The sequence below is a fragment of the Thermofilum adornatum genome (assembly GCF_000446015.1).
Lineage (GTDB): Archaea > Thermoproteota > Thermoprotei > Thermofilales > Thermofilaceae > Thermofilum > Thermofilum adornatum.
This window is the reverse complement of record NC_022093.1, coordinates 825349-846434: the sequence shown is the minus strand read 5'-3', so window position 1 is coordinate 846434 and position 21086 is coordinate 825349. Positions and strand designations below refer to the sequence as shown.

The following is a 21086-nucleotide window of genomic DNA, read 5'->3' as shown; positions in this document are numbered from 1 at the left end:
GGCTTCAGCTATCCCCTAGCTTTGTCCGCGCGTCTTCAACGTATATTCAGCGACCGGGCACTTGAGATTACAAAGATAACACTGTTTACATGCATCACTATTTATCTTTACCCCGCCATTCTTTTCATCGATACTGATGGCTCCAACTGGGCAGTTCGATGCACATTCTAGGCAACCAGCACAGTAATAGGCCCTCATGAAGACCCTTTCTAGCGTCTCCATGTCCCTAGGAGTAAGCACACGCTCTGGCTCAATGACCAGCTTGTTGTCTTCGACTTGGACTTTCTTTAGCTTTATTGTGGGGCTCGAGATGGACAAGTTGAGAAGTTTTTCTGGGACGAGTTTCGTTGTAGGTCTAGCTAGGAGTATAAATTCTAACTTGTCTTCTTTCTTGCTTACTTGGTACTGTGCACCGCGCTGATCCTTGTAGCTGGCTGGACATTCTTTCAATATGTCTTTTGGCGGCTGTATCCACCTCCAGAGACCACAATCGACCCATTCGCTTGGTAGACCATGTTTTTCTGCATAGGACTTGAGATAGTTTTCCCATTTCCTGTAAAGCTCTGGCTTGGCCTTTTTTGCTATTTCTATTTCTCCAAGCTCTGTTGCGGGGCACAGCCAACAGCCTAGCCTGTCAAAGCCCACGTAGTAAAGCTTGTTTACGGGAAGCTTTTCGAGAAAAATGTAAAGCCAGATGTCTAGAGCAGTCCAGTCCTGTATCGGGCTTGCGGCAATTATGCTGGGAAGCCATTCATTTCTCCATATCCGCGGCGACATGGCCCTGGCACTTGACTCATATTTTCTCTGCCCAACCAAGCTTATTGCTCCCCCTGGAAAGGCTGACTTGAGCGTCCTGGCTAGAACCGAGAACTTTGTTACCTTACAGCACCACCGGTAGTCGCGGGCCGGTGGACCCATTATTTCTAGCCCTCTCCAGAAATTGTCGCCCGCATCGACCTCGATGAAATCGACGCCATAGTGCTCGGCAACTTTTCTTGCAAATTCGACTGTTTCATCGAATTCTAGACCCGTATTGTTGAAGATAGCTGTCACGTTCTCTTGGCCGAGGGCTTTAACTGTAAGGTGCAACGTGACTAGGCTGTCTTTCCCGCCTGAAAGGGACACAAAGACTGGAAGGTTGTACTTCTCCTTTAGGCTCCTGATAAACCTTATTGCTTCTTCTTCTTTCTCTCTAAGAGCCGCTTCATTGAATTTGACTACCTCAAGCATAGATGGGTCTTTGTCGAGCCAAGAAGACGGCTTTGCAAGCCAGCTTTTCAGGGTGTAGATCCTGTTGGATCTCACCCTCACGCCTATGCCATAGTATCTCCCGTTCGCTGTACCAAGCATTATGTACTCGTCCCTGTCTGATGCCGGAAGATTAGATGAAAGAATAGAATCTTCCTTGATGGTGAAGCCTCGCGAGAGCCTTGGGAGGTCGACAACCGCATAGTAGCCGTGTCTGTTCTTGACCGATTCTTCAACGAGAAAATAGAGAGGCTTAAACCTGAACCTCCTTTGCTTCAGGTCATAGAAAATGTGACCCACAACTTGTCCGTCAAGTATCACTTCTTCTGCGTAGTCTGGGTAGGGGACCTTGTTAAGAAGTATAGTTTTCCTTTTGGGTAGCGGAGGCTTTGACGGGTAAAAGTACCCCTCTATTATTTCCCATACAAACTTGTAGTAGTAGCCTACAAGAGGCCTAGCGTCTCCAGGCGGGGTTAGTCTTACCTCAGTAAACATGCCGCTTGAGGGCTTGGAGATAAAGGGGGAATTGTTCTCAAGGCTCCACCAAAGCCTAGCGCTATGAGTCTTTAGGACTTCAAACTTGCTTCTGCCAGTCAATTCGGCTTCTAGCCAGTAATTGCCCCTTGTATTTTAAAGGTTTGTTTTAAAAGGAAATATGATAAAAGTATTACGCCCGTAATATGATCGTGGAGGGTATTGTTGCCCTATCGGCAACAGCATCTATATACGTGTTTAACAAGAGGCGGCAAAGCAAAAAGAAAGTCAAGTACCGTGTCTACCCTGCTAGAATAATTCTGTAGCACATTGGAGCGGCTTTAAACACAAAAAATAGATATTATTTAAAGAATCCTGGTAGATGTTTGTAAAATGATTTACTTTTTGTTTTAAACCTAAAAAAATTAGAACTTAGATTTATTTGTTTATTTTATTTTGTTAAATGGTTAAATATGGCAATGCAGGCTACAAGTATCCTCATATACGTCCCCGCATGTAAAGGAGGGGTGGCTATATATGAGCGAAAAATATAGAGGACTCTCCCCGGCAGAATTTTTCCACAGAAACAAGGAGATAGCCGGCTTTTCTAATCCCTCTAGGGCTCTCTACCAAACCGTCCGAGAGCTAGTCGAGAACTCGCTAGATGCAACCGAGACCCACGGCATCTTGCCATATATAGATGTTGAGGTTCGGCTTCACGAAGACAGACCAGAATGGGTAACACTTAGGGTCGCCGACAACGGTATCGGCATTCCAGCGCACGAGATACCGAATGTCTTTGGTAGGGTCTTTTATGGATCCAAGTACGTTGTCAGACAGACGCGTGGCGTGTTTGGGCTAGGCGTGAAAATGGCTGTACTCTATGCACAGATGACTACGGGCAAACCAATATATGTCAAAAGCTCGACGAGGGACTCGGACGTTGTTGGAGAATACTTGCTATACATAGATATCAGCAGGAATATTCCACATGTCCAGAAGATGAGAATAAAGAAGAAAAACAAGAACTGGCACGGGACCATAGTTAGGCTGACCCTCGAGGGGGCATGGCTACAGTCAAAGAAAAGAATAGAGGACTATATTAGGCGTACAGCCCTCATCTCTCCATACGCCACTATACGGTACCGCTCTCCAGACGGTGAACTTCTCTTCGAGAGAGTCTCTAAAGAGCTGCCCGAGCCGCCACAAATAGGCAAATACCACCCGAAAGGAGTCGACATCGAGATACTAAAAGACCTGATTAGACGGTCAAACAACAATGACATGACGCTGGCGGGATTCCTGGAAAAATACTTTGAGGGAGTTGGCGAAAAAATAGCCCAAGAATTCCTCACATGGGCTGGATTCCAGCCTGACACAAAGGTCAAGGAGCTAAAACTTGCAGATCTCGAGAAACTGGCAACAGCCATGAAAAACTTCCCCAAGTGGCGCAGGCCGAGACCACTTACCCTTTCGCCCCTGGGACCCGAACTCCTCAAAAAGGGAGTAAAAAGCATACTGAAGCCCGAATTCGCAACAGCAGTGATTAGGCCTCCATCTTCATATGGTGGACACGCGTTTATCGTTGAGGCAGCGATAGCGTATGGCGGCGAGATACCGCCCCAAGACAACGTGCTCCTGCTTAGATTCGCCAATAAGATGCCCCTCCTATACGACGAAGGCGTAGACGTATCGCGAAAAATCGTCGACTCAATAGACTGGAGCATCTATAAGATAAAATTCCCAGCCCCAGTGGCAGTCGTCACACATGTCTGCTCCACGAAGATACCATTTAAGGGAGTCGGCAAGGAGGCCATCGCAGACGTGCCCGAGCTTGAACACGAACTAGAAATAGCTATTAGAGACGTTGCGAGGAGGCTACGCATATACCTATCAAAGCTGGAAAAAATGTACGAGGTCAAGAGGAAAGAGGTAACGATCAGGAAATACATGGGGGAGGTTTCGTCATCCCTTGCCTATGTCCTAAACATGGACCCAAACAGTATTTCCTCGCTTCTAGAGGAACTACTTAAGAAAGAGCTCGAGAAAAAAGAGGTGACGGTGAATGCCTAAGAATACTCAACAAGCCGGCAAACCCATCTCTCCCAGTTCAGAGGAAGTCCTAGCAAGGCTGGAACAGCTCGCCAAGTCCATCTACGACCAGATACAGTCCGGCAAGCCGCCCTACCTTGACATACCCGTCAGAACCCTCGCTAATACAATTTGGGACAAGAAGAGGAAACTCCTCGTCCTCGGACCAAAGACTGCAAAAAGAGAGTTCTTCGACATTGGGGAGTCTAAACGCTTCATGCAGACGATCCTCATGCTCTCCCTCATTGTCAGGGCTCGCAGAGAAAACGACTACCCAACAATCAGAGATCTATATTACACTGGCAAGCACACAATCTACTATGTAAATGAATACGGAAAGAAGGTCAGCGAGGAAACGTGGGACGACCAACGGGAATCCAACGCCGTAATCCAGGACATAGAGGTCGCAACGGGACTTCTAAGGGAACATATGGGAATCATGCATGACGCAAAGGGACGTATAGTCGGAAACATGATCATAAGGAGTAAGGGGACAGAGATCGACCTCTCAAGAATGGGTAGCGGTGCCTGGGGAATACCCAGCAACGTTGACCAGCTAGAAATTACAAAGGTAGAAGCTGACTATGTCCTAGTTGTGGAAAAGGGCGCTATATTCGAGAGATTGAACGAGGAAGAATTCTGGAAGAAGAACAAATGTATACTGGTGACGGGTAAGGGCCAGCCTGACCGCAGCACTAGGAGAATGGTTCGTCGACTTTGGGAGGAGTTTGACTTGCCGGTGTATATATTGACGGACGCTGACAGCTATGGGTACTATATTTACAGCGTTTATAGGAGCGGGTCTATCTCTTTGAGCTACGAGAGTGAGAGGCTTGCTACGCCTGAGGCTAGGTTTCTAGGCGTCTCTACGTCTGACATTGAGCGCTACAAGATACCGAAGAACTATATTATCAAGGCGACTGAGCGCGACATAAAGCGTGCAAAGGAGCTGATGAACTACCCGTGGTTCAAGGAGTCAAAACGCTGGATGGAGGAGCTTCAGCTCTTCATAGAGCGCGGCGAAAAGATAGAGATAGAGGCTCTTTCGGGCCACGGCTTCAAGTTCCTCAGCAACGTCTATATACCCGAGAAAATAGCGAACAAGGAGTGGATAATCTAGTTAGGCTACTCGTGTGAGACAAGGGTAACTGTCTGCTCTACTTCTTTTAGACTCCTTATCATTGATATGACTTTGTCTAGCTCGGAGAGTGTAGGTGGCTGGACACGTATAACTATGTCCCATAGGCCATATGTGACGTCAACGTCGTTCACGAATGGAAACTTCTTGACTTGCTCGGCAACATCGTATTCTTTTCCGGGCTTGGTTGTGACTAAGATGTAGCCCTTTACCATTCTTCCCGCAGTGTAGAAAAAATCGTGGATATATATTTCTTTCTCGGTTTATTTTGTAAAAGATATACCCATTTTATAGCTAGCTATCCTTTAGCGATTACGAGGTGACAGGTAGAATTAATGTAGATGGTTGGTGCTTCACGGGTGACAGTTGTCTCAATGAATAGTAATAGTAGGACAAGTAGAGCTAGGATAACTATGAAGCCGTATAGTGTTTTATCCACTGGTTACCACCCGAGAAGCTTTTTCCCGGAGATGAGACCTGCAAGTGTCGTGAGTATGCTTAGCGGCAACCAGAGGGGGTAGAAGGATGGTGAGCCTAGGGATAGTAGGGCTAGGCCAAGTGTATATACGATAGAGGCATATATGAGGTAGAGCTCTATCCAGGTGTATAGTTGGGCAGGGTCTATTATTATTCCTAGTGATGCCAGCATGTCTCTTGAGGCAAGCGTTGAGAGTAGCTGTGTTATTAGGCTTGAGCTGAAGCCGAGGAGGAAAAGAGAGACCAGGTTGCTTAGTGCGCTAATTGTTCCACGGGCACGTATTGCTTTTAGTGTTTTGAGTATTTCTTCGTAGATGTTTTTGAGTTCTGCTAGACCCGTCCTTTCCGAGCCCCAGAGTCCAAGAAGGTATACAGCTATTCTGACAGTTTTTGAAAGCTCAGTCTTCGTGTCCTTCTTGAGTAGACTGAGGTCTAAATGAGAGAAGACGTGGAAGGGGCTTGATGAGGCCTTTACGAGGATTTCTAGGTTTTCTTGGAGTTCCTTTGTTATTTGTCTCGTTTCCCGATATATTAGTATGCTTGCAGGGAAAGAAGTTGCCAGAAAGATTAGCAAGAGTTTTTCGAGCGGTATGTCTAGAAAAAGAATTTTTGTTAATGGCGTTACGAGTGCTGGGTAGAGTATAATTGGTAACATTTTTCTCGGCAACTTCATGACGCGGAGTTCTCTTGGGTATAAATTACTATAAAGCACGAGGATCAACATGTTAAGAGCCATGAGTACAATTGTAATTTGTGGGAGGAGCCACGGCTGAAATATCCCCAAAGAGTAGAGCATTATGGGTGCCGTTAAAAGGGTAAGTGTGAAAATCTCCGTTAGCGTCTCAGATTTCTTGCTGAAAATTTCTAGGTTCAGCCGGAGTTGCTGGATTTTCTCGTAGAGAAGTGTTTTGAGGGCTTCTCTCGAGCCATTCATCTCGTCCTGCTTTGCCAACTCTATCAGTCTGCTCGTAGCTTTATAGGTGTAGCCATTGTTTGATAGCCACGAGAATATAAAGGAGGGCTGTGCTTCAGAAAAAACAAGGAGTAGTAAAAGTTCCAGGTCGTCAAGCAAAAAAATCTACCCTTGTTTTGTTCTTAAGCCCTTAGGAGTGTGATCTTTAATGCGCCATACTTTGTCTCTATGATTGCTGTTTTCGCCGTGGTTATAGTGGACGTAGTGCTGAGTGATGCTGTGCACTTCGTTATTTCGCCGCTTTTTAATGTTGGTGGATTACAGGTCAGTGATGTGTTGGCTCCAATGTCTGGAACATTTAGATTTATTCCAGTCAAGTCAACAGTGGAGGTCCCGATGTTCTGGAGGTATATTGTTACAGTGTAGGTGGGTGGATTTCCAGATATAAGTGCGTCTCCGGCCTGGACAAGTACGGGTCTGTTTGTGGCTGAAGAAGCCACACTGTACATGAAGAAACCAATTAGTGCTACAACGCTCAGTGTGATTATCAGCATAAGGCTTCTTCCAACTTCTTCCGACGTTTTTGCTCACCATTCACATTTCTCATTATGCTTATAAGGTGGTTCTGGGAAGATTTTCCCTCTTGAGCGTTTTATTTAGAGTGTCTAAAAAGGGATGATATGTCTCGAATCTTTCTGGCTATAGGACTACTGGTAATGCTGGTAGCATCTCCAACCATTTTGGATGCATATGTAGCCTCCTCTAGAACCATCTGTAGTTGTATCGTAACGGTGCAAGGCTTCTCCGTGGCTAAGGTGGAAGTGTCCCAGGTTGGAAAAACTTGCCCACCGATAGTATCAGTAAGAGCCATAGGTACGAATGGTACAGTGAAAGAGATGCTCTATATTTGTCGAGGCAACTTGCAGGTCAACGTCTCTTCTATTCTTACAGGTGGATTAGATGGCTAGCAGACTTGCCATTCTCATAGTTCTCTTGTTGCCGGCTTTTTTATCGACTCTTGCCTACGCCGAACAAAACGTGACCTTGGCGTTGTCCGTGGACCTCTCTGTGCCAGGAAATCAAAACTATCCGTTATGGTGGAGTGGGCCGCCTCCAAACGTATATTTCCTCGTTCCAACCAGGTCTACATATGATAGTGTCGTTTTTAATGGTAGCGTAGTATTCGACGGAGCAATAAAAGTCAACGGAAAAATTTTTGCTACCGCAAACTTCTCTGTAGTGCTTGAAAACTCTTCAAACACTATACAACTTCGACTTAGAGGCTCTCCACCTGCTACGGCTACCCTGTCAGTAAGAGAAGGCTCAATGCTAAGACTAATTGCACCAAACATTGTCTATACGAGGTACTACTTCAATTATAGCGACATAAGTCTTATTGGAACGGTTCTGGAGGGCAAGAAATTCACGCTTTTCAGCGTTAGACCTCTCTCAGGCATATACAATTTTTCGGCCTTGGACGAAACAAGCACTAAAGGCGAGCCGGGAAAAGTCTATGTGTATGCGTGTTCAAGCCCGTATGATCTATCGACATGTAGAACCATTTACCAGAACTTGTCTCTTGCCCCCGCCGGCCCCTACTCGCTTTATTCTCTTCGGCTAAAGAATATAGTACTGAATAATGAACATCTCGTGTATATCGCTGAATTTTCAAACGCTATTGGAACACACAAGGTAACCCTTTCAAGCTACATAGATTTTCCGCTGTACTTTTCTTATTGGAGACTTTCCAACGGAACAATAATAAGGTCAAACATCCTGGAGCTAAAGACCAACAGTAACCTGCAGGCTACGGCCGTGTTCCAGTTTCTCTATAGCTATCTAGCAGTGTCCACTAATCTAGACTGCCCGGTACCAATAAGTGGAATTCTCTTTGGAAACTATTCTCTGTTGCCTGGTGGCATATCTTCTGTACCAAGCAACGAACAGCTTGGTCCAAACATCTATAACCGTCCCAAAATGTCCCAGAGCTCTATACTTTACCCTGCGACCAGCCCCTATATTCACCAGTTTGGTAACACACTTATACGTTTCGGCGGAGGGAGCGAATACGTTAATTATCGTGAGGGGGCCTTCTTTACTGTTTCACCCTTCAGCTATGACCTCAAAGTGGCAGAAATGGTGAGAAAATACTCTAATTGGACAGCATTGAGCTACCAAGCCTACTTTGACTGGTACTACAATTTTGGCAACTACTACAGCACTAATCAGCCCATAATTCTCGGAAGCATAGTAAATGTGCCCCAACTCTTCAACCTCTCGCTTTCCGGCCTAGTTCTCGACATACCTAGGAATGCTTGGGGTCTAAGGATCCTCCCAGAGTCCTCAATAACATTTTACCTATCAAAAGAATCAAACAGCTTCAAAAACCTTGTATACAATGGGAGCACAAACAACTTCTACAAAATTCTTGGGACGCTTAACTCGAGCGATATACTTGAAGTCTATACTCAGAAAAATCTGTCTTCACCCATTGTTATTGCAAACCCTGGCCTGGTCTACTATGTTCTCCGCACACAGAACCCAAATAGCATAATTGTCTACAGGCTGAACTTTTCCAATGCTAGACTTATCTCCTCTATACGTCTTATTGACGTCGTAAGCCCAAGCTGGCTCTCAGCTAGACAAAACAAACCACTAACCCTACTCAACGCGTCCAGCCTTTCTGGAGAGAAGCTCTACACGATCCTATACTTGAAGCTACAACCCAACGACCAAGTATATGCTCTCAGAGTTTCATATACTATACAACTAGAAAACTTTACTGACTATTTCTTTGAGGGCTGGGACGTCTACGAGGCAACTTTTACGAGAGACTCTTGGACCATCCCACACAATGTTTACTTCGAGCCGGTGAGCTTAATTACCTCTGTTTCATCCAGCTCTGTTAGGGGCTTTGTTTCTTCTGGCAAAGCCATTCTTCTCGTTGCCAAGTACTCGAAACTATCCAGAGACAACAAGGGGACATACATTCTTAAAGGGCCCCCAGGAATCTCGCTCCTACCTTTCAACACAACACATTTCTTAGCGTTGCCGCCTGGCGTCTATTACCTGTGGACAAACGCTACCCTGTGGCTACTGGACAAGTATGGAAAAATCATGATGTTTAACAATGTTTCTGGTAAACTCTACGTTAACACTACTTTTGGCAGGACTATAAAGACTGGGTCATACTGGACATTATTCCAGAAAGAAACTTTTGGAGCAACCCTCTCAAGATCTTTACCGAGTGATGTCACAAGCATGCCTATTGTTACGCTTGGAGACGGCACCAGGTATATGTTATTAGCCATTCAAGCCCCAAAAAACGTTGGAACAACTGTTCTAAAGCTCAACGAGAGCACCTTTATCTATGAATCCGTACCGGTCAACCTAACCCTGACGAAAATATCCTACAACGAGACACACATAACAATACACTACTTGGTTCAACCCCTCTGGGAAGCACTGAGCGTTGTTGCCGTCTTCCAGGGTCAAACGCTCGGGTGGGCCCCGGCAAACAGCTCCTCGATAGAGATACCCTACTCGAGCTTCCCAGACGAGCTGGACGTAGGCAACTTGTCTATCTATGCGACATGGGGCGGAACTCTTCTAGCTAGCCAAGGCAGTGTTTCTATCCCGGTTGTCTACGCAGTACCGGTAGTTGCATTTAACATGGCAAATGGAAGCTGGAGAGTCTCCTGGAATAGAACAATATTGATCCCCAATGCATTAACTAGTAACATATCTGGGAAACTGCTTCTAGAAATTAGAAATAAGACTTACATCTATTGGAGGGGCTTCGTTGAGCCAGGAAAAGACACCTCTATACCTTTTTACGATCTAAACAGATACTCCCTTTATTTAACATTTGTCCCCGAGGAGACAAAAGACATTGTGGTAGTACCCTGGGTCGAGAAACTATAGGCAGAGGTGAAGAGTCATTAGCATCGCTTCTTTTTCTATCTTTTTGATTCTATCAATTGCATCCATCCTACTAGTATTCCAGGTTTTCCATGTGCCCATTAGCCAAGGACAAGCGAAAATATCGACTGAAAGCTTGTATGTCCTCCTTTCAGGTATCTACGAGGGAAGTAGCTACATCGAGCTCCCGGTCGATGTTGCTATACATGTAAATAGTTCATCCATAAGAATCAATGGAAAAGAAGTAGTAAGATACAACCAGACAATGATCGAGGTTTCAAAGTGTTATGGAGCTGAGGTAGCGACAGACACTTTCACTATAAAAAGATTGGGAGATACATGCAGAATTATGTTTACACCGTTGCTAAATCTGTCCTCTGGCGAACTCGTAGTTGTAAGCGCTGTAAACAATGGGTCGTTTAGAAGACTCTACTTTTCAACGAAAAACATGATTTTTAAGAGCTACATTGATACTCTCAATGTCGGAGCTTATACGTTCTACCTGCATTCCCCTTTAATACTTAAAGTAAAAATAGTTGAGGTGGCAGGAGGATGACGGTTGACGAGGCTTTGTTCACGTTTCTAGAGTTTCTCCTGCTTGCAGGGGTAGTGTCATATATCTATGCGTCTCAGCATATAGAAAAAGACTCCCTATCAGCGACAATCTCTCAGCTACCTAACGGCTCATGCATCGTAGTAATGTCTGACAAAACAATCACAGTCACGCAGGCAAACGTATCTGGCAAGCTTCTCTACATATGTAAAAACAACAACAATATCCTCGCCTGGGAGAAAACATGAGGGGAGTGATAGCAACCCTTGTAGCCTTCATAGTTCTCTACACTCTCGCCTATACCTATCCGTCCCTGAAGACAAACACCTTTGCCACCCTCAAAGAGGAAAGAAACCTTGAAACAATCGCGGCCTGGATAATGTTCAGGGCCTCCTGCAACGATGTTGACTCCTACCTAGAAGCTGTGAATGCATCCACGCCTCTACCCAATGCCCCAACTGGAGCCATTCTTCTCTGGTGCAACGATACTCCAGTAGTTAGGGGGTTCTCGTGGGGCCCATAAAGAAGAGAAAAGGCGTAATAGCACTGTTAGCAGTTGTACTGCTTAGTCTAGCTGTTATGCAACGCTATAGGAGTACTGCAGAGCTACGCGTTCTGTATGCAGGGGAAAACGTTTATGCGATGTTTCTTGTTACTGCGAGGTATAGCTGTGCAAGAAAAACGGATTTCCAAGATTCAGTAAAAAAGGTTGAAAACTTTACTTTTCCCCTCTCTATAAACCATTCTCTTATCGATGACTATGAGGCCTTCGGATTTACCGAAGGAAAAAAATACTGTAGCTACGTTATCTTTACCAACATCGGGACCTCTGCCTCCTTCGAGCTAAACTATACCTATCGCCTCATAGGCTTCAGGAATGATATTGGAACTGGGAGAGTAACGAGGATATATTTCGTCGAGGCACAACAAAAATTCAAGCTACCACAGTATGACTATGTAATTGTCCTAGACGTAAATCTCACGCCAAACTGCGAAAACATACTCAATGGAGATGGCACAATAGAGATTCCATTGGGGACACCTTGTGTCCTTAGAGACAAGTGGGGGGCAGAGATACTGATACCCGGTGGTGGGTAAATGGAAATTTCAGAGGCACTATTCAGCATTCTTCTAATTGCAACCGCATTGATTGTTTTTTCTTTCTGGGTCTCGTATGTAGCTTGGTCTCCGAGTTCCAATGATGAATTCGCCAGAGACCTATGTTACATCTGGCTTTCTCCACCAGGAACAGTAATCACAAACGTCTACAGTCTGGACGTTTGCTTTGTGAATGGGAAAATAGTTTCTGAGACGCCCATTTTTCCGTATTGTTTTTCGCAAAGCAACACTACAAGTATTGACGCTCGCATTGTTCTTGAGGGCTTTGAAGGTAAAAACATATGTTTTCGGGGAAAAATAATATTCCGCATAGAGAGGGGTAGCGATAAAATAATCATAGGACGAGGATGATGATATTATGCAACAATCTCAATTATGTCTCCGTCCTCCAATTGGAAATCTCTACCTACCTTCTGTGGGCTGAAGACCAGTCTCGGGCTCCATATCCTTGCATACTTGAAGTTCTTGTATAGGTCTGAGTGGATTTTCCTAGCAACGTCAATCACTTTCGCTCCCCTTTTTATCACTATAGGTCTTTTTTCTACTTCTCCTGTCTTTGGGTTACGCGTATAGACTTTTATTAGGTCTAGTTCCTTGAATATGTAGGATGCTATCTCCTCGACTCTGAGCGAGCTACATTGTGTGCTTGTAAAGAGGTGTACTGGCAAGCTAGTGGACTCCATCAGCTTTTCGGCCATGCTTTTCAACGTGTTTCCGTCCAGGAGGTCTACCTTTGTCAGCATTACGACTGCTGGCTTGTAAGCATACGAGCCAAAGATTGCCTCTTCTATGTCGTCTAGTGTTGCCTTGCCCTGTATCCGTACAATGGCGTGATATATGTTGTATTCTCTGAGGAGTGAAATCACGTCCTGCGTGGTGGCGTTTATCAAGTCCCCAATTATTGTTACGCCGCCCGTTGCCCTCTTCTCGATCTCAACTATCGCCTTGGGCTTCTCGACCGTTATCCTGTTGTCGTCCAGTAGCTTCAAGAGAGAGTCTAGCTGGAGGTAGACATCCATCGTTGAATCAATAGTCAGAATCAACGCGTCAGCGTTACGCGCCAGGGCCATCAGCTTTCCGGAGCTAGACTCGCTCAGGATGGGCGGAGTGTCTACCACCTGGAAATAGACACCGTTCCAGGCAAGGATTCCTGGAGCAGGCTTCCTAGAAGCCCCTGGTGGTTCCTCTTTTCCAGTTAAGCATCTAAACAGGGACGTTTTCCCAGAGCCAGGGAAGCCAAGGATGACCAGCTGGACATCTCCTTCCTTCTCAACAAAGAACTGCTCACCGCCTCCTACTTTTTTCTTTTTCCTCTCCTCCAGCTCTTTCTTGAGGGCTGCCATTTGCCGCGTAACCTGCATCCTGAGCCTCTCGGTACCTTTATGCTTGGGCACAGCCGAGAGAAATTCTTGTAGCGCCTGGAGTTTTTCCTCTGGAGTCCTAGCTTCCATAACTTTTTTCCACTTGCTCTTCGCTTCCGCAGGTAAATTTGTCGGCATAGTCCACACAGACAAGCATTGTTTCTAGCTTCAATTCCTGATTCAAAGGATACGGCAAATATTTTTATAATTTTAGTGCATGATAGTTGACCGGTGGAAATTTATGAGTTCTGAGGAAAAAGAAGTTGTTCTACGAGTAGCAGAGGCGCGTTCACGCGACGTCGGAAGAGGCATCGTTAGAATAGACCGGGCCGCAATGAGCAAGCTAGGAATAGAGCCTGGAGACGTTGTCGAGATCGAGGGAAAAAGAAGCACCGTCGCAATTGTATGGCCACAGGCAATAGAGGACGAAGGCGCAGGGATCATCAGGATGGATGGACTCATACGTAAAAACGCCGGTGTAAGCATTGGAGACACCGTCAAGGTTCGAAAAATAAAAATCTCTCCGGCCAAGAGGGTCGTGCTTGCACCTTCCTATAGGATAGGGCTCGAAGTGACCCCTGACCTAGTCGAGTACGTGAAGAGCAAGCTAATAGGACGTCCAGTCATAAGGGGCGACGTCGTAGAGATTCCCATATTTAGTACGGCTTTACAGCTAACAGTAATAACTACGATGCCTGCACAGGCCGTACAGATAACAGACGAGACAGAGATAGTTATCAGACCGGAGCCTGCCACTGGAGAAGTGGCCCTGCCTCGGGTCACCTATGAAGACATCGGAGACCTAGAGGAGGCCAAGCAGAAGATACGTGAAATGGTCGAGCTGCCCCTCAGGCACCCCGAGCTCTTCAAGCATCTAGGCATCGAGCCGCCAAAAGGAGTACTGTTCTATGGCCCGCCAGGCACAGGAAAGACTCTGCTGGCCAAGGCTGTCGCAAATGAGACTGGGGCCTATTTTACCGCAATCAACGGTCCAGAAATAATGAGTAAGTTTTATGGCGAAAGCGAGCAGAGGCTGAGAGAAATATTCGAGGAAGCAACAAAGAACGCGCCAGCAATAATATTCATAGACGAGATCGACGCCATAGCCCCAAAGAGGGAGGAAGTAACAGGAGAAGTAGAAAAGAGAGTAGTAGCACAGCTACTAGCACTAATGGACGGACTAAAGGAAAGAGGACAAGTCATCGTCATAGCTGCAACCAACAGACCCGACGACATAGACCCGGCCCTTAGGAGGCCTGGCAGGTTCGACAGGGAAATAGCTTTCCCCGTGCCAGACAAGAGGGCCAGAAGAGAAATACTTCAAGTACATACGAGAAACATGCCGCTGGCCGACGACGTGAACCTAGATGAACTCGCAGAGATAACACATGGGTATACTGGTGCAGACTTAGCAGCACTCTGCCGCGAAGCAGCCATGCATGCCCTAAGAAGATTCCTGCCGAAGATAGACATCGAGAGCGAAAAGATACCAACAGAGATACTAAAGGAGCTTAAAGTCACACGTGAAGACTTTATGCAGGCCTTAAAGGACGTGCAGCCCAGCGCACTCAGAGAAGTCTACATAGAGGTTCCAGAAGTGCACTGGACCGACATTGGTGGACTAGAAGAAGTAAAACAGCAGCTCCGCGAGGCAGTAGAATGGCCGCTAAAGCATCCCGAGTACTTCAAGGAGATGGGGATTGACCCGCCTAAGGGTATCCTGCTGTATGGTCCACCTGGAACGGGTAAGACTCTTTTGGCAAAGGCCGTAGCCACCGAGAGCGAGGCAAACTTCATAGGCGTCAAGGGTCCAGAAGTGCTCAGCAAGTGGGTAGGAGAAAGCGAGAAAGCAATCCGGGAAATATTCAGGAAAGCCAGGCAAGCTGCCCCCTGCATAATTTTCTTCGACGAGATAGACTCGATAGTCCCCCGCCGAGGCGGCAGATTCGATTCGGGCGTCACGGACAGAATCGTCAACCAGCTACTCACCGAGATGGACGGCCTGGAGAGACTTGAGGGCGTGGTCGTGATTGCCGCCACGAATAGGCCCGACATTATTGACCCGGCTTTGCTTAGGCCTGGAAGGTTTGACCGCTTGATATATGTCCCGCCGCCAGACGAGAAAGCCAGGCTAGAAATACTCAAGGTACACACGAGGAGAATGCCCCTGGCAGAAGACGTAGACCTCCTAGAAATAGCCAAAAAGACAGAAGGCTACACAGGAGCAGACCTGGCCGCCGTCTGCAAAGAAGCTGCGCTTGCCGCTCTACGTGAAGCCGGTAAACCAACAAAGGTCACAAAGAAACACTTCGAGCAAGCACTCCAGATAGTAAAGCCGAGCGTCACCAAGGAAGACATAGAAAAATACAAGAGAATGGCTGAAGAATTCAAGAGAATGCTGAGCTAGACAAAAATATTTTTTAATTTTTCAGCCGAGAATTCTCCAATCATTGCATATGCTCATCTTTGATACCCAACATCATCTATTTTCCTTTATGGACAACGTAAAATATATTTTTGGCTGTGTAGCGAGTGCTCGAGACTAAAAGATATAAGTAAAACTTAGAAATATTAAACCTGTAGATAGCGGGACAGCTATACCCGCATATAAGAGAAGAGAACATGCTGTTCGCAGGGCTAAATCTACATGGCAAATGGGGGATAAGTAGCGAAGACGTAATCATAGTTAAGAAGCTTTTAATCTTCGGCAACGAACAACAGGAGCCTCCCCCAATCATATTTCTCCCAACAGTTGCCCATGACACGAGAGAAAACCCCTCTCTAACAAGAATTTATATTGCCAAGTACTCTTCGGCTTTGGACTACTTAGCAGTGTCACGTCCATTCTCGTTCAGCCTAGAAGAAGTCCTCGCAATGGCTAAACGTCTACGTGAAAAATTTCCAGAGACAAAGATAGTTGCCTCGATGGCTCCTTCAAAGCTCTCAGAGCTAAAAGCACTCTCATCGAACTTTTCAAATCTTGTAGATGCATACGAAGTTGACCTCGGCCTCATGGGCCTGCTACACCAGTACCCAAGAAGCTTTCAGGCCTACGCAGTTGACATGCTGGAAGAATTCGTATCTATTGCCCCTAAAACCGTCCTGGCGAAGGTCACACCCAATATCCCCTTTTCAAGAGACCTGCTCGAATTACTAGTAGAGACAGGAATAAACGGAGTTATTTTCTCGCCGCACCCAATCTATACGATAGGCAGAGACCTCTTCAGACTGCACAGCCCATTACTCTCAATAGTGTACGCCTCCCTTTGGGCAGGGCTCATAGCGGGGTTGGAAGTCTCGACAGCATTCATAAGTGATAGGGCCCCTACTTTGCTCACGGAACATGACATAGAAAACGCCTACGACCTACTACTATACGATACAGCACTCGTCTTTAAGACCGAGATTGTTCCCAGTAATAAAATCGGCCCATTGCCATTAAAATGGACAAACATTGCACCGGGAATGGTGCCCGCAGTAGACATCGAGAAAGAACCCTTCTGTCAGCACGTTTGCCCCCTACAAGCCTTCAAACAAGAAAACAGCACCATGCTACACACATCAATCGTTACGGCAAACAAAAACTGCGACAACTGTGGGCTATGTCTGTCTCTATGTGAAACAGCTAGGCTTATTCGGGAACTATCTCCAGAAGAATAGTTCGCGCTCATGGTTCAATCTTGTCAACGTGGAGATAGAAGTATTTTTCAGCCTCTGTGGGGCTTCCTATCCCCAAATAGTGTCTGGAGAATGTCTGGGCAGTCTCTTTTAGAAGGCTTGTCGCTTCGGTCAACGTCATGTTTAACTCATCGCATGTGAGCCGCCAGCTTTTGGCCTGGAGGATCTTGGATACGAGGAGAAGCTTTTGTTTCTCTGTGAGCGTTGGACGACTCGAGGAAAGGAAATAGTGCTTAGTCACCATGTTGAAGACGTCCATGCAGTTTTCGACGGTCATGTCGCTCCACGCATAGGTCAGAAACCTTGCCAACTGGAGCTTAGACAAAGCCAGCTTTGGATTCGGGTCTGGCAGTGCTTCGAGTAGGAGTAGGGCTACCTCTGGTTCGAGGTCAAAGTACGGCGAAGCTAAAGAGCCTAGCAATTTCTGCTTGAATTCCTTGGCTATGACGTCGACTATTTTCTTGGCCTCTTCGCTAAGCGGCTTCACAACTATTATGCTGTACTCGCCGCTTACTGGGTTTCTCTCTGGGCTCATGTGGACAGGCACGAAGCCATTTTTCAGCCAGAACCTCAACAGCTCGTAGGTAACCCCGAAGCCGGCCCCAACCCAGTCAAAACCCTTCTCTTTTGCCTCTTCTTCTAGCTTTGCCAGAGCAAAACTGCCGAGTCCCTTGTTCATTGCCGATATGTGTGTAGCTATTCTCACTACTCGTATTCCCTTCAGTTTCCCGAAGTCTAGTATCTTGTAGTGCTTGATTACCCTGTCTGGAATGATGTTCCCCATGAGCCATGCCCCCCTTGCCGACTCTCTGCAAAGGTCTTCGTCCATGTTTCCCTCTACTGCCAGCTCCATGGAGACTACGATTTTCCCGTTTTCGAGCCTAGCCATTCTGACAAAGTGGTGTGGAGCGTCCATCATGATTCCTAGGTCGTTTGGATTGTTCCTGTAGTGGGCCATGACATATATTCCGAAGAACTGCCGTAACTCATCCTCGTTTTTCAGGAACAGCTCTTCTTCGTCTGGAGCCACGTAAACAACTTGCTGAGACTCTATCAAGGAGAAGTCTTCCTGGGACAGTTCCTTAGGCTCGGCGTCAAGGAGTAGGGTGTCGAATGTCCATCTCTCTACTGGGTCGTCCCTTGCATAGCGTATAGGCTCTTCCATCTCGTATTCGTAGAGCTTGACCCCTTTCTCGTTTCTGATCCTGTGCAGGAATCTAATAGTGAAGCCTCTGCCTGAGCCCTCGTAGCCGTGAACGGTAGAGGAGTATATTACCTTGTTGTACCTTTCAAGCAATTTGAAGAGCAGGGGAACTGGTATGCTTGCTGCCTCGTCTACGACGAGCAGGTCTCCCCGAGTCCTTAAAGCTTCAAACGGAGTAACATATTCTATTTCTATACCTTTAGCGGTAACCTTGTGTATGAAGCCTTCTTCGTCCTCATGAGAGTCAACTTCATGTTTAAAGAGCTCGAGAACTTTTCTTGAAAATCTGAAGACTTCTTGGACGTTGGAGGGGGAAGGAGAAGTTACAATAATGTTGCATCTACCCTTAGCCCGGCGCAACCTATGAGCAAGCCAGCCTACACCTATCCCTATAGCAGAAGACTTGCCCCTGCCACGGTCAGCTGTCAGAACAAATATCATCTTTTCTTTTTCGGCCTTCGAGTAGAAGTTTTCAATTATCTTTAGGACTTCTACCTGGTCCTGTGTAACTGCGAGTCTAAAAACCTTGAGGGGTATCTTGCTTTTTTCTGGAAAAACGAGTTTGGGCTCCTCGTAGAGCCTAGAGGCTACTTGCCCAAACTTTTTGACCCAGTACCTATTGTCAGCGTCGTATATAGCGATGCCTTGGTGCTCCATCAGCTTGTTGAGGAGGCGCTTCTCGAAGTATCTTTTAAGATCTTTGTCCGTATAGCCTGGGACGATGAGGTTGCTCTGAAACCTTGTTACAGTGCTCATGAGCCTGTTGGGCGTGGGCATGAGGAAAATATAGATGCCGCCACCTCTAACAACGCCCATTATTTTGCCTAGGTCGTTTGGCTCGAGGTTGTTGATGAAGTCAGCGATGCATGCCCCATAGGTTCTTCCTAGAACGGTGTCCAGCTTATGGTAAGAAACGTATTCTATTGTTATATCCTTGGGGGCGCCTTTCTCGAAGAACTCTCGCCTCATAGACCCGTCAGAGTAGAATGAGTGATAAGTGTAGAGAACCTTTTCGGAAGCAATGAGGTCCTTTACCTCGTAGAGGAAGTCTAACAGTGTAGCCATAAGCCTCGAGTCGTCATCGCCCATAATTACAAGTAGCCTCCGATGCTTGCTTTTCGAAGCCTTGACGAGTTCCTCCCGTACTTCGTCGAGATGTTCCAAAGGTACAAGCGGCATAGCTAAAACCCCTGTTTAGCTGGGTCAGAAGGCTTAATAAACTCTCTGAGCAAGACCGTGGCGTACATCCCCTTGTAAAGCCTAAACTTTATCTCGTAACCGTTGCCGAAAACTTGGTGCTCTAGACCTATTGGTTTGAGAGCAGCCATCCTGTAGGTTCCAGCTGAAGAGGCTTCTGGGATAGATTTCAGCCTGAAAAGTGAAATGTCTATTTCTTCTTCTCGTAGAAGCTCCTTTTCGATATCGCCTACTCGTCCCAGCGAGAGCTGGCTTCTGTACCCAAAGACCGGTAAAACCAGCGCCGCTTGTCCCCTGTCGATCCATTCCCTTACTTTGGACAGATTTGTCTCGTTCACCCTCAGGAGCCCCGTGATTACTGGCTGAGAAGTGCTTCTAAAGATGCCAACAGAGTCTCCAGGGGATGGATAAATATACGACAAGCCATACTCCATACGCTTGCTCAGCAACCTGTTGAAGAGGTATGCCTGGTAGGCCCCTATAAACAGTTTTTTGATATAGCTACTTATTGATCTCAAGGCGCCGACATAGTCGCCTGGATGCTTGGCGAGATACCTTATAATTGTTCTTTCACTCCTCAACGTCTTGGGAAAAATTTCCAGGGCCTGCTGGTAGTCCCCTGTTTCCTTGAGGAAGCTCCTAGCTTTCTGGGAATTTTCAGATTCTCCCGGAAAAATTCTCAGCAAAAGCTCGTCTATTGCCTCTTTATACTCGCCTTTCAAAATTTTTTTGCCAACTATGTGTGTCACGGGCCGTATAGACCCAAACCTCTGGTATCCGTAGTAGTTTGGAACCATCTTTTTCTCTGAAAGCTCCTCAACTAAGTCTTCTAGGCAGTTGAGACAGTCTACTTCCCGCACTTTGATCGTAAAATAGTTTCCATAAAGCAAGCCGGGACGCAGTGAAAAAGGCCTCTTCATGGGACAATGCAACTTGATGTAAGAGTGTTTAGAGTTAAATTCCTCAATCATTTCCTTTGTAACGTCGGCCTGCAGGGAGATAAACTGGTAAGTAACAGCATTCGTGTCTTTGAGCCCCGCTATGCCTACGTCTTTCAGCCTGAGACCAAAATGCTTGGCGACTATCTTAACAGCAGCGACCGTATCTATCTTTCTCTTCTCTAGAACAAGCCAAGTGTATTGTCCCCCACCCTCCACATACGAACATTTAGGCGAAGCCACTTCGCCATCTATTGAGACCTCCTGCACGAGGAAATCTTCCAGACTCTCTTTCAGCCTACCCCCTGTACCAGGGGACGCCAAGGCATAGAATTCTAGACCCAGATATTTGTCAAGATCCGAGCTTGTCCGCGTATACGAAGCCATAGGCTATGGCTCGACGTCCATCTATAAAAGCTTGAGTTTTCCCGTTATCTTGTCGAGGACTTCTGCAGGTGCAGGTCCCAGTCCGAGAGCTGTAACAGTGTTTGGGGGTAGCTGGGTTAGTCCCTTGTCTACAACTAGGACAGCAGTAATTCCAAGCTCCTGTGCCCTGCGATATAGATCCAGGAGCTCTTCCTCGCTATCGACCCGCAACACTATCTTTTTCTGTCCCTGCTCGAGCCATCTCTCTACCAATTGTTTGTCTCTTTTCATAGTTTCCAGAACCGCCTCTACAGCCGCGTGACATCCCTGTGCAACCATTTTTCCTTTGCCCATTTCCAGGTCTCTCCTCAGCACAATGACCTGCTTTAATTCCTGCTTCTCCAAGCT

At 46.5% G+C, this 21086-nt stretch carries 20 protein-coding genes; 11 read left to right on the top strand and 9 right to left on the bottom strand.

The features are described 5' to 3' along the window. Positions 1 to 15: 15 nt before the first annotated feature. Positions 16 to 1845, bottom strand: coding sequence for a phosphoadenosine phosphosulfate reductase domain-containing protein (locus N186_RS04655; protein WP_020962616.1), 1830 nt, complete (start codon positions 1843 to 1845; stop codon positions 16 to 18). Between the two features lie 414 nt (positions 1846 to 2259). Between N186_RS04655 and N186_RS04650 the strand changes: the two genes are divergently transcribed. Then, entirely contained in the window at positions 2260 to 3795 is a 1536-nt protein-coding gene (locus N186_RS04650) for a DNA topoisomerase VI subunit B (RefSeq protein WP_020962614.1), read from the top strand. Beyond that, complete coding sequence (locus tag N186_RS04645; protein WP_020962613.1) at positions 3788 to 4933, top strand: DNA topoisomerase IV subunit A; 1146 nt, start codon at positions 3788 to 3790, stop codon at positions 4931 to 4933. Before N186_RS04650 ends, N186_RS04645 begins: the two co-directional genes overlap by 8 nt. Before the next feature lie 5 nt (positions 4934 to 4938). On the opposite strand, the gene N186_RS04640 is transcribed toward N186_RS04645, so the two are convergent. From N186_RS04640 to N186_RS04630, 4 genes are all read right to left on the bottom strand, one after another. Beyond that, positions 4939 to 5166, bottom strand: a complete 228-nt coding sequence (locus N186_RS04640; RefSeq protein WP_020962612.1) for an Lrp/AsnC ligand binding domain-containing protein — start codon at positions 5164 to 5166, stop codon at positions 4939 to 4941. 83 nt (positions 5167 to 5249) lie between these two features. Then, complete coding sequence (locus N186_RS09715; RefSeq protein ID WP_187147071.1) at positions 5250 to 5390, bottom strand: hypothetical protein; 141 nt, start codon at positions 5388 to 5390, stop codon at positions 5250 to 5252. A gap of 3 nt (positions 5391 to 5393) precedes the next feature. Then, positions 5394 to 6500, bottom strand: coding sequence for a hypothetical protein (locus N186_RS04635; RefSeq protein WP_020962611.1), 1107 nt, complete (start codon positions 6498 to 6500; stop codon positions 5394 to 5396). 23 nt (positions 6501 to 6523) lie between these two features. After that, positions 6524 to 6895 carry a hypothetical protein gene (locus N186_RS04630; RefSeq protein ID WP_148682067.1) on the bottom strand — a complete coding sequence of 124 codons (372 nt, stop codon included), beginning with the start codon at positions 6893 to 6895 and terminating at the stop codon, positions 6524 to 6526. A 126-nt stretch (positions 6896 to 7021) separates the two neighbouring features. Here N186_RS04630 and N186_RS04625 point away from each other — a divergent pair, with 126 nt between their 5' ends. The 7 genes from N186_RS04625 to N186_RS04595 all read left to right on the top strand — a co-directional run bounded on the left by N186_RS04625 (position 7022) and on the right by N186_RS04595 (position 12285). Further along, the gene (locus N186_RS04625; protein ID WP_020962609.1) at positions 7022 to 7309 is read left to right on the top strand and encodes a hypothetical protein; all 288 of its coding nucleotides are present in this window, start codon (positions 7022 to 7024) and stop codon (positions 7307 to 7309) included. After that, positions 7302 to 10265 carry a hypothetical protein gene (locus tag N186_RS04620; RefSeq protein WP_020962608.1) on the top strand — a complete coding sequence of 988 codons (2964 nt, stop codon included), beginning with the start codon at positions 7302 to 7304 and terminating at the stop codon, positions 10263 to 10265. The genes N186_RS04625 and N186_RS04620 overlap by 8 nt, the downstream gene beginning before the upstream one ends. Before the next feature lie 91 nt (positions 10266 to 10356). Further along, positions 10357 to 10818 (top strand): hypothetical protein, encoded by a 462-nt coding sequence (locus N186_RS04615; protein WP_148682066.1) that lies wholly within the window; start codon positions 10357 to 10359, stop codon positions 10816 to 10818. Next, positions 10815 to 11063, top strand: coding sequence for a hypothetical protein (locus N186_RS04610; protein WP_020962606.1), 249 nt, complete (start codon positions 10815 to 10817; stop codon positions 11061 to 11063). The genes N186_RS04615 and N186_RS04610 overlap by 4 nt, the downstream gene beginning before the upstream one ends. After that, the gene (locus tag N186_RS04605) at positions 11060 to 11338 is read left to right on the top strand and encodes a hypothetical protein (protein ID WP_020962605.1); all 279 of its coding nucleotides are present in this window, start codon (positions 11060 to 11062) and stop codon (positions 11336 to 11338) included. Before N186_RS04610 ends, N186_RS04605 begins: the two co-directional genes overlap by 4 nt. After that, entirely contained in the window at positions 11326 to 11913 is a 588-nt protein-coding gene (locus N186_RS04600; RefSeq protein ID WP_020962604.1) for a hypothetical protein, read from the top strand. The genes N186_RS04605 and N186_RS04600 overlap by 13 nt, the downstream gene beginning before the upstream one ends. Next, positions 11914 to 12285, top strand: coding sequence for a hypothetical protein (locus tag N186_RS04595; RefSeq protein WP_020962603.1), 372 nt, complete (start codon positions 11914 to 11916; stop codon positions 12283 to 12285). It abuts the gene before it with no gap. 5 nt (positions 12286 to 12290) lie between these two features. Here the strand turns inward: N186_RS04595 and N186_RS04590 are convergent, their stop codons facing one another. Then, entirely contained in the window at positions 12291 to 13385 is a 1095-nt protein-coding gene (locus tag N186_RS04590) for a TGS domain-containing protein (RefSeq protein ID WP_020962602.1), read from the bottom strand. A 151-nt stretch (positions 13386 to 13536) separates the two neighbouring features. Here N186_RS04590 and N186_RS04585 point away from each other — a divergent pair, with 151 nt between their 5' ends. Both N186_RS04585 and N186_RS04580 read left to right on the top strand, forming a co-directional pair. Then, the gene (locus N186_RS04585) at positions 13537 to 15702 is read left to right on the top strand and encodes a CDC48 family AAA ATPase (protein ID WP_020962601.1); all 2166 of its coding nucleotides are present in this window, start codon (positions 13537 to 13539) and stop codon (positions 15700 to 15702) included. Between the two features lie 215 nt (positions 15703 to 15917). Further along, entirely contained in the window at positions 15918 to 16955 is a 1038-nt protein-coding gene (locus N186_RS04580) for a hypothetical protein (protein WP_020962600.1), read from the top strand. A 7-nt stretch (positions 16956 to 16962) separates the two neighbouring features. Here the strand turns inward: N186_RS04580 and N186_RS04575 are convergent, their stop codons facing one another. From N186_RS04575 to pth2, 3 genes are read right to left on the bottom strand one after another with little or no spacing between them, the layout of a single operon-like run. Further along, entirely contained in the window at positions 16963 to 19356 is a 2394-nt protein-coding gene (locus N186_RS04575; protein WP_020962599.1) for a tRNA(Met) cytidine acetyltransferase TmcA, read from the bottom strand. 2 nt (positions 19357 to 19358) lie between these two features. Then, complete coding sequence (gene truD, locus N186_RS04570; RefSeq protein ID WP_020962598.1) at positions 19359 to 20699, bottom strand: tRNA pseudouridine(13) synthase TruD; 1341 nt, start codon at positions 20697 to 20699, stop codon at positions 19359 to 19361. A 21-nt stretch (positions 20700 to 20720) separates the two neighbouring features. Next, on the bottom strand, positions 20721 to 21032 hold the full coding sequence (gene pth2, locus N186_RS04565) for a peptidyl-tRNA hydrolase Pth2 (protein WP_052885656.1): 312 nt from the start codon (positions 21030 to 21032) through the stop codon (positions 20721 to 20723). Positions 21033 to 21086 lie beyond the last annotated feature (54 nt).